General features: G+C 67.1%; 11 protein-coding genes and 2 pseudogenes. 5 read left to right on the top strand and 8 right to left on the bottom strand.

Going from position 1 to position 12,427, the window contains the following annotated elements; all coding sequences use genetic code 11:
• Window positions 1-25: 25 nt before the first annotated feature.
• Window positions 26-1,390, top strand: a complete 1,365-nt coding sequence (locus AC07Y4_RS11075; protein WP_495274523.1) for an amidohydrolase — start codon at window positions 26-28, stop codon at window positions 1,388-1,390.
• On the opposite strand, the gene AC07Y4_RS11080 is transcribed toward AC07Y4_RS11075, so the two are convergent.
• A complete protein-coding gene (locus tag AC07Y4_RS11080) occupies window positions 1,366-2,307 on the bottom strand; it encodes a LysR family transcriptional regulator (RefSeq protein ID WP_487850338.1) in 942 nt (313 codons plus the stop codon). The two genes, AC07Y4_RS11075 and AC07Y4_RS11080, sit on opposite strands and share 25 nt — an antisense overlap.
• Before the next feature lie 144 nt (window positions 2,308-2,451).
• Here AC07Y4_RS11080 and AC07Y4_RS11085 point away from each other — a divergent pair, with 144 nt between their 5' ends.
• Window positions 2,452-3,654 (top strand): MFS transporter, encoded by a 1,203-nt coding sequence (locus tag AC07Y4_RS11085; RefSeq protein ID WP_495274524.1) that lies wholly within the window; start codon window positions 2,452-2,454, stop codon window positions 3,652-3,654.
• A 101-nt stretch (window positions 3,655-3,755) separates the two neighbouring features.
• Here the strand turns inward: AC07Y4_RS11085 and AC07Y4_RS11090 are convergent, their stop codons facing one another.
• Entirely contained in the window at window positions 3,756-4,157 is a 402-nt protein-coding gene (locus AC07Y4_RS11090) for a phage holin family protein (protein ID WP_062482043.1), read from the bottom strand.
• A gap of 192 nt (window positions 4,158-4,349) precedes the next feature.
• Here AC07Y4_RS11090 and AC07Y4_RS11095 point away from each other — a divergent pair.
• The 3 genes and pseudogenes from AC07Y4_RS11095 to shkS form a co-directional block, all read left to right on the top strand.
• Window positions 4,350-5,324: pseudogene (locus AC07Y4_RS11095) on the top strand (sensor histidine kinase); the annotation flags it as partial.
• A 37-nt stretch (window positions 5,325-5,361) separates the two neighbouring features.
• Window positions 5,362-6,539, top strand: a protein-coding gene (locus tag AC07Y4_RS11100; RefSeq protein ID WP_495274525.1) for an IS3 family transposase whose coding sequence is annotated in 2 segments (ribosomal slippage) — window positions 5,362-5,647 and window positions 5,647-6,539 — 1,179 coding nt in all. Because the reading frame shifts where the segments join, the coding sequence is not laid out codon by codon here.
• A 14-nt stretch (window positions 6,540-6,553) separates the two neighbouring features.
• Window positions 6,554-7,039: pseudogene (gene shkS / locus AC07Y4_RS11105) on the top strand (surface-behavior sensor histidine kinase ShkS); the annotation flags it as partial.
• A 148-nt stretch (window positions 7,040-7,187) separates the two neighbouring features.
• Here shkS and AC07Y4_RS11110 read toward each other — a convergent pair.
• The 6 genes from AC07Y4_RS11110 to AC07Y4_RS11135 form a co-directional block, all read right to left on the bottom strand.
• Window positions 7,188-7,790: a LuxR C-terminal-related transcriptional regulator gene (locus AC07Y4_RS11110; RefSeq protein WP_056578680.1), complete on the bottom strand. Its 603-nt coding sequence runs from the start codon at window positions 7,788-7,790 to the stop codon at window positions 7,188-7,190.
• Window positions 7,791-7,866: 76 nt separating this feature from the next.
• Window positions 7,867-9,198 (bottom strand): tryptophan--tRNA ligase, encoded by a 1,332-nt coding sequence (locus AC07Y4_RS11115; RefSeq protein WP_487850340.1) that lies wholly within the window; start codon window positions 9,196-9,198, stop codon window positions 7,867-7,869.
• Between the two features lie 10 nt (window positions 9,199-9,208).
• Complete coding sequence (locus AC07Y4_RS11120) at window positions 9,209-9,880, bottom strand: site-2 protease family protein (RefSeq protein ID WP_487850341.1); 672 nt, start codon at window positions 9,878-9,880, stop codon at window positions 9,209-9,211.
• A gap of 43 nt (window positions 9,881-9,923) precedes the next feature.
• A complete protein-coding gene (locus AC07Y4_RS11125) occupies window positions 9,924-10,559 on the bottom strand; it encodes an L-threonylcarbamoyladenylate synthase (RefSeq protein WP_095744107.1) in 636 nt (211 codons plus the stop codon).
• A gap of 16 nt (window positions 10,560-10,575) precedes the next feature.
• A complete protein-coding gene (locus AC07Y4_RS11130) occupies window positions 10,576-11,553 on the bottom strand; it encodes a DMT family transporter (RefSeq protein WP_307694629.1) in 978 nt (325 codons plus the stop codon).
• The gene (locus tag AC07Y4_RS11135; RefSeq protein ID WP_159278052.1) at window positions 11,550-12,407 is read right to left on the bottom strand and encodes a 3',5'-nucleoside bisphosphate phosphatase; all 858 of its coding nucleotides are present in this window, start codon (window positions 12,405-12,407) and stop codon (window positions 11,550-11,552) included. The genes AC07Y4_RS11130 and AC07Y4_RS11135 overlap by 4 nt, the downstream gene beginning before the upstream one ends.
• Window positions 12,408-12,427: the final 20 nt, after the last annotated feature.

The following is a 12,427-nucleotide window of genomic DNA, read 5'->3' on the forward strand; positions in this document are numbered from 1 at the left end:
CTTGCTTTTCTCACAACACCTCACCATGTCCCACCGATTCCGTCCGGCCACGCGCCTGTGCCTGCCCATCGTCCTTGCCGTCTCGTCCCTGTGCGCCTCGGCGCAAGAGGCGCCTGCTGCGGCCACGCCGCCCGCACCGGCCGCCGCCGTGCCGCTGTACCCGCTGATCGCCGAGCGCTCCAAGGCCATCGAGCAGAAGGTGATCGACTGGCGTCGCGACATCCACCAGCACCCCGAGCTGGGCAACCAGGAAAAGCGCACCGCCGCGCTGGTCGCGGCCCACCTGAAGGCGCTGGGCTACGAGGTGCGTGAAGGCGTGGCCGTCACCGGCGTGGTCGCCACGCTGCGCGGCGGCAAGCCCGGCCCGGTGGTGGCGCTGCGCGCCGACATGGACGCGCTGCCCGTGAAGGAACAGGTCGACGTGCCCTTCGCCTCCAAGGCGCGTGCCCAGTGGGGCTTCGCCACGGTCGACGTGATGCATGCCTGCGGGCACGACGGCCACGTGGCGATCCTCATGGGCGTGGCCGAGGTGCTGGCCTCGATGAAGGCGCAGCTGCCCGGCACCGTGAAGCTGATCTTCCAGCCGGCCGAAGAAAAACTGCCCAATGCCGAGATCGGCGGCGCGCGCCGCATGCTGGCCGAAGGCGCCTTCGACGCGCCCAAGCCCGACGCGGTGTTCGGCCTGCACCTGGTCTCGGCCCTGAACACCGGGCAGATCGGCTACAAGCCCGGCCCCATCACCGCGAGCTCGGACACCTTCAAGGTCAGCGTGAAGGGCCGCCAGACGCACGGCTCGCAGCCCTGGAGCGGGGTCGACCCGATCGTACTGGGCTCGCAGATCGTGCTGGGCTTCCAGACCATCGCGAGCCGCCAGGTCAACGTGACCAAGGAGCCCTCAGTGTTGAGCGTGGGCACCTTCAACGCAGGCACGCGCTACAACATCATTCCCGACTCGGTGGAGATGAGCGGCACGCTGCGCACCTACGACGACGAGATGCGCCAGTTCATCATCAAGCGCATGGGCGAGACCGCCTCGCACATCGCGCAAAGCGGCGGCGGCACGGCCGAGGTCCGCGTCGAAGCCGACGGCTACGCCCCGACCGTGAACGACCCGGCCCTGACCGCGAAGATGGTGCCCAGCCTGCAGCGCGTGCCCGGCGCCACGCCGATCGTGATCCCGAAGGGCACGGGCGGCGAAGACTTCTCGTTCTTCGCGCAGAAGGCGCCCGGCCTGTTCGTGATGATCGGCGCCACGCCGCCCGGCCGCGACGCGAACAAGGCCGAGCCCAACCACTCGCCGCGCTTCTTCGTCGACGAGGCCAGCCTGCTGGTGGGCGTGCGCACGCTGACGCAGCTCACGGTGGACTACATGGCAGGCGCGCAGCGCTGACCTGAGCGAATCGGCTGCTCCAGCGCACCCGAAAGCGGAAACAGGTGCTGCGCGATGAAGTCCACGAACACACGGATCCTGGGCGACAGCTGCCGGCTCGACGGCCACAGCACGTGGAAGATCATGTGTTCGCGGTTGTGGTCGTCCAGCACCGTGACCAGGCGGCCCTGTTCCAGTTGCTGGCGCACGGCGATCTCCGGCACGCAGGCAATGCCCAGTCCCTGCTCGGCAAAGCAGACCTGCGGATCGAGCGTGTTGGTCACCATGCTGGCCGGCAGGTCGATGGCGGGCGCGCCGGCCGCAAGGCCCAGCGGCCACACGTCCAGCTTGCCGGTGCTGGGAAAGCGATAGAGCAGGCAGGCGTGGCTTGCCAGGTCTTGCGGTTCGCGCGGCACGCCGGCCCGGCGAAAGTAGGCCGGCGCACCGACGATCACCTTACGGCACGAGCCGATGCGGCGCGCCATCAACCGTGAATCGCTGGGCTCGCCGGTGCGGATGACCGCGTCGAAGCCTTCCTCGATGACGTCCACCAGCCGGTCGGCGTAGTCGATGTCCAGTTCGATGTCGGGGTAGAGCCGCTTGAACGCCGCCAGCTTGGGCATGAACAGCGTGCCCACCGACGGCAGGCTGATGCGCAGCTTGCCGCGGGGTGCGCTCTGTGTCTGCAGCAGTTCCGCTTCGGCCGATTCCACCTCGCAAAGGATGCGCCGGCAGCGCTCCAGGAACAGCGCGCCTTCCGGCGTCAGGTGGACGGTGCGCGTGGAGCGATGGAACAGCCGCACGCCCAGCCGTTCTTCGAGCCGCACGATGGCCTTGCTGACGGCCGAGGCCGAGATGCCCAACTGCTGCCCCGCGGCCGTGAAGCTGCGCGTTTCGCCGGCGCGAACGAAGACGTTCAGCGAACCCAAGTTTTCCATGGAGCGACTTTGATTGATGACTGGAGAGTCATATGTATTTGAAACTTTAGCCCATTTTTCATTGATGCATTCCCGCCCACACTGCGGTGAACGCCAACGCGGGCCACCCGGCCAACGCGGGCACAGACGATGGAAAACAACTGAATGACCACCACAACCGCCACCGGGGGCGAGCGCGCTGAACGACTGCCCGTGGCCGCCTTGCTGGCCTTGTCGATGACCGGCTTCCTGGCACTGCTGACGGAGACGATGCCGGCCGGCATGCTCTTGCGCATCAGCCAGGACCTGGGCGTGTCGGAAGCGCTCGCGGGCCAGTTCGTGACCCTCTATGCCATCGGCTCGCTGGTTGCGGCCATTCCGCTGACGGCGGCCACGCTGGGCTGGCGGCGCCGGCCGTTGCTGATCGCGGCGCTGGTCGCCGTGCTGGCCTTCAACACGCTCACGGCGCTGACGTCGAGCTATGCAGTCGCGCTGGTTGCGCGTTTCATGGCCGGCATGGCGGGCGGCCTGATCTGGGGAATGCTGGCGGGCTATGCGCGGCGCATGGTGCCCGAGCACCTCAAGGGGCGCGCGCTGGCAGTGGCCGGGCTGGGGGCACCGCTGGCGTTGTCGCTGGGCGTCCCGCTGGGGACGTTGATGGGCGCCACGCTGGGCTGGCGCACTGCGTTCGGCGGCATGTCGCTGCTCACGCTGGCGGTGATGGCCTGGGTCTTCCTGCAGGTGCCCGACTATCCGGGGCAGACGGCCGAAAAGCGCGCGCCGGTGCGCCGGATCTTCGTCACGCCCGGCGTGCGACCGGTGTTGGCCGTGCTTGCGCTGTGGGTGCTGGCGCACAGCATTCTCTACACCTACGTGATGCCGTTCCTGGCGCCGGCGGGCCTGTCCGATCGGGTCGATGCGGTGCTGCTGGTCTTCGGCGTGGCATCGCTGGCCGGCATCTGGATCAGCGGGCTGCTCATCGACCGCATGCTGCGCTCGCTGGTGCTGCTCGCCCTCGCGGGCTTTGCGCTGGCGTCGCTGGCCCTGGGCGTCGCCGGCACGCAGCCAGTGGTGGTCTATGTCGCGGTGGCCGCGTGGGGGCTGACCTTCGGCGGCTCCGGGGCCTTGCTGCAGACCGCGTCGGCCGAAGCAACCGGCCCCGGCGCGGACGTGGCGCAATCCATCCTCGTCACGGTGTGGAACATCGCCATTGCGGGCGGCGGCATCGTCGGTGGCGTGTTGCTGGAGACATCGGGCGTCGGCGCTTTCCCATGGGCATTGCTGGCGCTGTTGCTTCCCGGCCTTCTGATTGCCTGGGCATCGCGTGCGCACGGTTTTCCCGCGAAGCCGCACCGGTCGTCCCACTGATTCCGAAGAGCGCGCGGCATTTCGCGCGCAACCGCCTCAGGCGCTTTCGCGCTGCTCGATGTGGAACGGGATCATCACCGTCTCCGCCGGCGGGGGCTCGCTCAGAGCCAGTTGCCGCCCTGCGGCATCTGGATCTGCTCGGCCGGGTCGCCGCCCGTCACGAACGAGCCGATGACGATGCTCAGCAGCGAGACGAAGATGCTCGCGAACAGCGCGGTCCAGAAGCCCGACACCTTGAAGCCCTTCACCAGCGCCGCCACCAGCAGGATCATCAGCGCGTTGATGACCAGCAGGAACAGGCCGAAGGTCAGCAGCGTCAGCGGCAGGGTCAGGAAGATCAGCAGCGGCTTGACGATGGCGTTGGCCAGCCCGAGCAGCAGCGCCGACACGATCAGCGCCGAGGTGCTGTCGAACTTGAGTCCCTTGAAGAGATGGCTGGCGACCCACAGCGAGATGCCGGTGATGGCCCAGTGGACGAGGAAAGGGGTGATGTTGTTCAGCATGGCGTGCGGTATGTGTCGGCAGCCCGCATGGTAAACGGGGCGTCGCGGCGGACCGCTGCGCGGGGCGGGCGGATTTTCTGCGGTTACTTCCCGAAACCATGGCCGACAGGCCGTTAAGATCGCGAACTTCCGGCGCCGGCGCCTGTCTCCATCTTTCTCTGGTTTGGCCGAATCCACCACGGTCATGCATCCATGGCGAATGCGTCGATCGCAAGCGTGACACCCGCTCCGGCGTCGGCCGACGAGGCCGAGTCGTGGGTGCGCGGAGAACTCATCCGCAGCCTGATGCGCTCGGCGCGCGGCTCCTACCTCGTCTCGGCGGCGCTCATGCCCGCCATGGTCGGCCTGAGCTGGGGCCACGTGCCCCGCTGGGAGCTGCTGACCTGGCTGGCCGCCGGCATCATCGCCACCGCCTGCCGGGCCTGGGGCGCGCGCGTGTACGCCGTGCGCTATGCGGGGCGCAGCGCGGTCGCGCAGCAGCAGTTCACCGACCGCTACGGCTTCGTGTGGAGCACCAGCGCGGTGGTCTGGGGCTGCTCGGTGCTGCTGTTCTTCGAGCGCACGCCGCAGGTCAACCAGTTCATGAGCTGGCTCATCGTGGCCGGCGTGGGCACCTTCCCGCTCAACGGGCTGGCGCTGCACCCGCCGCTGCTCAAGCGCTACGTCAACACGCTGTTCATCACCATGCTGGGCGCGGTGCTGGTGCGCCTCGTGGCCGTCACCATGCAGCACCCGCATTTCCAGTACGGCTACCTCATGCCGCTGCTGCCGGCGCTGCACTGGTTCCTGCTGCTGCGCGCCGGCCGCAACATCCACGAGACCGCGCGCAACAGCCTGGAGCTGCTGTTCCACAACCACATCCTGATCAAGTCGCTCACGCAGCAGCGGCAGGCGGCCGTGTCGGCCGTGGCCATGAAGAACCGCTTCCTGGCCAGCGCCGCGCACGACATGCGCCAGCCCGTGCTGGCGCTGTCGCTGTACGCCGACTGGCTGCGCAACGAGCCCGAGCTGGTGCTCGAACTGGCCCCGAAGATCGTGCGCGCCACCCACGCGGTGAATGCGCTGTTCGACTCCATGTTCGACCTCGCGCGCATCGACGCGGGCCAGGTGCGCCTGCACATCGAGCGCGTCGACGTGGCCGTGACCCTGCCTCGATTTCACGTACAGCAAGAAGTTGATACCTTCTGGAGTACGGAGAAACGAAATGAGAGATGGCAAGGTGCCCAAGCGGCAATACACGGACGAGTTCAAGATCGAAGCGATCAGGCTGTCCGATTCGGTGGGTGGCCATGAGGCCGCACGAAGGCTGGGAATCCCCTCGGCGACGTTGAGCAACTGGTCACGCAAGCGCAGGCCAGTGGACTTGGTGCCTTCGCCTGAGACCCCTGCGCAGCCGTTGCGTCGGCCGGTGAGCGAACTGGAAGCCGAGAACAGCCGCCTTCGCAAGGAGCTCGCCGATGCGAAGCTGGATGTGGAAATACTTCGAAAAGCGACGGCGTACTTTGCCAAGGTGTCGCGATGAAGTACGCCTGGATCGAGCATCATCGCGACGAGTACACGGTCAGCCGGCTGTGCCGGGTGTTGTTGGTGTCCCGCACGGGGTACTGTCAGTGGCGCGTGCGGCCGCCCAGCGCACGGGCGCTGGCGAACGAGGCCTTGGATGCGCAGGTGGCGACAATCCATCGTGACAGCCGAAGAAGCTACGGACGGCCTCGTATCACGCAGCAGCTTCGCCAGCAGGGCCAGTGCGTGAGCGCCGAGCGTGTTCGTCGAAGTCTCAGGCGCCAGGGCCTGCGGCCGGTCTATAGGCGCGCCTATGTGGTGACCACCGATTCCGTGCATCGGTTGCCGGTGGTCGCCAACATTCTGGATCGGCGCTTCGACGGCTGGCAGCCCAATCGTGCATGGGTGGCCGACATAACCTATGTCGCCACGGGCGAAGGTTGGCTGTATCTGGCCGCGGTGATGGATCTGGCGAGCCGCCGCATCGTGGGTTGGTCGATGTCCGAGACGATCGATGCGAAGCTGGTGTGCGCGGCCTTGAGATCGGCCTACTGGCAACGCAAGCCCGGTGTCGGGCTGCTCGTTCACACGGACAGGGGCAGTCAATACGCCAGCCACGAGTACCGCCGGCTGGCGGCGGACTTCGGGATCACGATGTCGATGAGCAGGAAGGGCAACGCCTGGGACAACGCGGCGATGGAAAGCTTCTTCAAAACCTTGAAGGTCGAGCGCATCTACCAGGTACGCTATGACACTCGGGACCAGGCTCGCCTGGACATCGTGGACTGGATCGAGGGCTTCTATAACCGCGTGCGAATTCATTCGGCAAACGGATACCTCGCCCCGGTCACAAGAGAGCGCAGCCTCTTGGCTGCATGACTTGATGTACGTGGAAACGAGGCAGGGTCACCGAGCTGCTGCACGACCTGGAGCTGCAGTACCGCCCCGTGGCCGAGAGCCGGGGCCTGGACTTCCGGGTGCACGTGACCGAGGGCTCGTTCCTCACCGACCCGATCCGCGTGCGCCGCATGATCGGCAACCTGCTCGCCAATGCCATCAAGTACACGACCGAAGGCGGCGTGCTGCTGGCCGCGCGCCAGACCCGCGAGGGCATGCGCGTGGAGGTGTGGGACACCGGCATCGGCATCGCGCCCGAGCACCTGCGCGACGTGTTCCTGGAGTTCTACAAGGTCGCCGACCACGCCGGCACCTCCGACGGCTTCGGCCTCGGCCTGGCCATCGTGGCGCGGCTGTCGCACGTGCTCGGCCACCCAGTCAGCGTGCGCTCGCGCCTGGGCAGCGGCAGCGTGTTCCGCGTGGCGCTGCACGACGCCGACGAGGCGGTGGCGCAGGCGCGGGTGAGTGCGTCGGGCGGCTGAGCACGAGAGCGACGCGCCCATAAAAAAACCGCGCTGTTGCGCGGTTTTTTCCTTCCAGTAACACCGAGGAACCGGCTCTGCCGGGCCTCAGGTGTTGCCCCCTGCAAGGGGGTTGGCGTAGCGACACGAAGTGCGCGAAGCCTGGGGGTTAGCCAGACAACAGCCCATTCGTTCTTGCATAGTGCAGGGCCTGCGTACGGCTCTTCACGCCCAGACGGCGGAACAGGCGCCACAGGTGCACCTTCACCGTGTGTTCGCTGATCTCCAGGTCGGTGGCGATGTCGCGGTTGCTCATGCCCTTGTCGAGCATGGCGATCAGCTGGGTCTGGCGCTTGGAGAGCTTGCCGCTGTTGGCGGCCGGCATCTCCTCGGTGTCGTCTTCCGACCCGGCCATCAGCAGGCCGCGCAGGGCGGCTGCCAGCTCGTTGGAGCTGGCCGACTTCTCGATGTAGGTATCAGCGCCAGCCTCGATGCAGGCGTCTTCCATGTCGGCGGCCGGGGCTGCCGAATACACGGCGATCGGCACGTTCGGATAGACCTGCTTGACCGCGATCACGCCCGAGACGCCATTGGTGTCCGGCAGCTTCAGGTCCAGGCAGAAAAGAGTGGGCGCGCCACGCTGCTGGACCGAACTGGCGAGCTTGTCGAGCCGCTCGAGCTCGACGATGTTCTCGGCGGGGCGCAGGCGACGCAGGACCATCACGATCGCGTCGCGCATCAGGGGGTGGTCGTCGATGACATAAATGCTCATGTTTTCTTCCTTTGTGATCGCACCGTCTTCTCTCTTGTCACACCCGCCGGCGGATGGCCCGCGGGTTGTTGCCGGATCAATGTCCCTGGGTGGTGGACGTTGCCTCCGCCAGTGCCTCCAGCGCCTCGGTGGCGGCGCGAGCCTGTTGCGCGTCGACCGGTTCGAGCTGCGCGGCCAGTGCCGTGAGCGCCGCGCCGCGCCGCGCCTGCAAGTCGGCGATGGTACGGCCCGCTTCCTGCGGTGACGCGAATCCACGGCTTTGCAAAAGGGTTTCGCCGCGCGCATCGAGCAGCTTGAAATAGAACAGGCCGTCGGCCTTCTCGCGGTATTGCTTGAAGCTGGGCTTCGCCACCTTGGCAGCCTTGGCACCGGCGCCGTCGCGGCCCGCCGCGAGGTTGCGCAGGCCGACTGCATGGCGCAGCGAGGTCATGAAGGGGCGCGACAGCTTGCGCGCCTTCTCGGCGCCCAGCAGCAGGATGCGCTCGATCTCGGCCGGGTCGTTCATGAGCGCCTCGTAGCGCGCGCGCAGCGGCGCCACTTCGCGGTCGATGCGCTCGAACAGCACCTGCTTGGCGTCGCCCCAGGCAATGCCGTCGGCGTACGCCTTGCGCAGCGCTTCGGTTTCCTCGGCGCTGGCAAAGGCCTGGTAGATCTGGAACAGGGCCGAGCCTTCGGTGTCCTTGGGCTCGCCGGGCGCGCGCGAGTCGGTGACGATGCTGGCGATCTGCTTTTGCAGCTGTGCGCGCGGCGCGAACAGCGGGATCGTGTTGTTGTAGCTCTTGCTCATCTTGCGGCCATCGAGGCCGGGCAAGGTGGCGACCGCATCGTCGATCTCGGCGTCGGGTAGCGTGAAGTGCTCGCCGTACTGGTGGTTGAAGCGCTGCGCCATGTCGCGCGCCATCTCGATGTGCTGCACCTGGTCGCGGCCCACGGGCACCTTGTGGGCGTTGAACATCAGGATGTCGGCGCCCATCAGCACGGGGTACATGAACAGGCCGGCCGTGACGTCGGCATCGGGCTCTTCGCCCTTGGCGATGTTCTTGTCGAGCTGGGCCTTGTAGGCGTGGGCGCGGTTGAGCACGCCCTTGCCGGTGACGCAGGTCAGGAACCAAGTGAGCTCGGTGATCTCGGCGATGTCCGACTGGCGATAGAAGGTGACGCGTTCGGGATCGAGCCCGCAGGCCAGCCAACTGGCGGCGATCTCGAGCGTGGAGCGCTGGATGAGCGCGGGCTCCTGCACCTTGATGAGCGCGTGGTAGTCGGCCAGGAAGAAGTAGCTCTCGACGCCGGCCGCGACGCTCTGGCGCACCGAGTGGCGGATGGAGCCGACGTAGTTGCCGAGGTGAGGCGTGCCCGACGGCGTGATGCCGGTCAGGACGCGCAGGGGAGCTGGGGAAGACGAAGCCATAGATGAGAACTTAGCGCAGCAGCAGCATGAGCGGTGTGAAAAGCAAATCGAGAAGCGAAGTGCCGACGCTCACCAGTGGCCGCAGCCAGAAGGTGGTGAAGAGGCCTACAACCATCAGGCCCATCACGATGAAGAAGCCATAGGGTTCGATGCGGTATATGAAATTTTGCACTGATCCGCGCGGCAGCAGCGCCATCAGCACGTGGCCGCCATCGAACGGAGGTAGCGGGAAAAGGTTTAGCGCCCACATCACGAGATTGAACTGGATACCGCCTGCAGCCATCTTCAGGAAGAAAGGCTCTTCGATACCCGAGACGCGCAACAGGATGAGCAGGAGTAACCAGCCTGCGGCCATCGCGAAATTGGTAAGGGGCGCGGCCAACGAAACCCAGATGATGTCGCGCTTCGGATTGCGCAGGTTGCGCGGATCAAGGGGCACCGGCTTTGCGTAGCCAAACAGAAATGCACCCGAGCTCAGAACGTAGAGCACGGCTGGTATGAGTAGCGTGCCGATGGGGTCGATATGTTTGAGTGGGTTCAGCGACACCCGGCCCATGAGGGTCGCCGTAGGGTCACCGAATCGATTCGCCACGCGCCCCCTGATCGCGGCGGGCACGGTGATGCCAAAGATCACCGGCAGTGCGAGGATCAGTACGTTCTGTATCAGATTGGAAATATCCACTGCGCGATTGTGTCAGAGAGGAATGGGGCGGCCGAGCCGTTCGTCAGAGGCCAAGCACCGCGAGCGCACCGCGGCCCTGGCGCACCACGACCGGGTCGTCGCCCGTGCCCATGGGCGTGAGGTCGACCACGGTGGTCGGCTGCGACGGGCAGGCGCCGGCGTCGATGACGGCGCCGATCTGCTTCTCGAAGCGCTCGCGGATTTCCTGCGCGTCGTTCAGCGCCTCGGTCTCGCCGGGGGCGATGAGGGTGGTGGCCAGCAGCGGCGCGCCGTGCAGCTCCAGCAGCTCCAGCAGCACCTTGTGGTCGGGCACGCGCAGGCCGATGGTCTTGCGCTGCGGATGGCTCACGCGGCGCGGCACTTCCTTGGTGGCTTCGAGCAGGAAGGTGTAGGGGCCGGGCGTGGCGGCCTTGAGCAGGCGGTACTGCTTGTTGTCGACGCGCGCGTAGTTGGCCAGCTCGCTCAGGTCGCGGCACAGCAGCGTGAGGTGGTGCTTGTCGTCGACCTGGCGGATGCGGCGCAACTGGTCGACCGCGTCCTTGTCGTCCAGGTGGCAGGCCAGCGCGTAGCTGGAGTCGGTGGGCACGGCCACGACTTCGCCGCGCGCGAGCAGCGCCACGGCCTGCTTCAGCAGGCGCTGCTGGGGGTTCTCGGGGTGGACTTCGAAGTACTGGGCCATGGTGAATTGCTCCTGATCAGGATTCCGCCGGTTCGATCGGCACGCGCCGCTCGCGCACGGTGAGCCACGCGCCGGCGGCGCCGCACACGGCGATCATCGCCATGCCGATCAGCGAGAAGCGGTCGGGCACGTGGGAAAAGATGAGCCAGCCGCCCAGCATCGCGAAGGCGATCTGCGCGTACAGGTACGGGGTGAGGGTGGAGGCCGGCGCGCGCTGGTAGGCCAGGATCAGCATGAAGTGGCCCACCGTGCCCATGAAACCCATGAGGCACAGCAGCGCCCACCATTCCCACGAGGGCAGGGCGGTCCAGGCGAAAGGCACGGCCACCGAGGCCAGCAGCGTGCCGACCCAACCCGTGTAGAAGTGCATGGTCAGCGGGTTCTCGGTCTGCGCGAGCTTGCTGGTGAGCACCTGGAACCAGGCGTTGGTCAGTACCAGCCCCAGCGGCAGCAGCACGGCCCAGCTGAAGCTGCCGCCGCCCGGTCGCAGGATGACCAGCGTGCCGATGAAGCCGCCGGCCACCAGCGTCCAGCGCAGCGGCGACACCTGCTCCTTGAGCGTGGTGGCGGCCAGCAGCGTGATCACCAGCGGCGCGATCAGCACGATCGACGTGAACTCGGCCAGCGGCATGTAGCGCAGGCTCAGGAAGGCAAAGAGGCTCGAGCCCAGCAGCAGCGCCCCGCGCAGCGCCTGGTAGCGCGGGTGCTGCGTGCGCAGCAGGGCCGTGCCGCGCAGCGGCAGCAGCACCAGCGTGGTGGCCACGGCCTGGAAGGCATAGCGGAACCACACGCCCATGAGGATCGGCACGGCGAGCGTCGAGTACTTGGTGGCGGTATCGAGCGTGGCGAAGCAGGCCACCGCCAAAATGACCAGCCCGATGCCCGCGAGGATGCGTTCGGATTCGGTGCGGCGGCGGGTCTGCGCTGCGGCGCGTGCCTGGGCGAGCGCGGCGGTGGCCGCGCTGTCGATGCCGGGCCCGGGGCTCTGGCTCACTGCTGGATGCGGTGGCCGAGCAGTTCCCACACCGGCGTGAGGCTGCCGGGCAACGGTGGCAGCTTGCCGAGATCGCAGTGGCTCTCGTCGGGGCTGTGGAAATCGCTGCCGCGCGAGGCGGCGAAATCGAACTCGAGCGCCTTGTCGGCGTACTCGACGAACTCGGCCGGCGTGTGGCTGCCCGTGACGACCTCGATCGCCTGGCCGCCGTGCGCCTTGAATTCGAGGAACAGCGCGTACTCCTCGTTGGCCGTGAACTTGTAGCGGCCCGGGTGCGCGATCACGGCCATGCCCTTGGCGGCGGTGATCCAGTGCACGGCATCCTTCAGCGAGGCCCAGCGGTGCGGCACGTAGCCCGGCTTGCCTTCGGTGAGGAACTTGCGGAACACCTCGGGGGTGTCGCGGCAGTGGCCCTGCTCGACCAGGAATCGCGCGAAGTGCGTGCGCGAAATGAGTTCGGGGTTGCCGACGAACTTGAGCGCGCCTTCGTAGGCACCGTGGATGCCGACCTTGGCCAGCCCTGCGGACATTTCCTGCGCGCGCTTGCCGCGCCCGCCGCGCGTGTCGTACAGGCCCTGCGACATGGCGGCGTCGTCGGGGTCGAAACCCAGGCCGACGATGTGCACGGTTTCGTTCGCGAAGGTCACCGAGATCTCGGTGCCCGTGAGGTAGCGCATGCCGTTTTCGCGCGCGGCCGCGGCGGCGCGGTGCTGGCCGCCGACCTCGTCGTGGTCGGTGAGGGCCCAGAGCTCGACCCCGTTGGCGGCGGCGCGGGCGGCCAGCGCTTCGGGCGTCAATGTGCCGTCGGAGACCACGGAGTGGCAGTGAAGATCGGCATTGAGAGTAGAAGACACCGGCCGATTCTAGGCGCTCT

It is taken from the genome of Variovorax sp. GW460-12-1-14-LB1 (assembly GCF_059423605.1).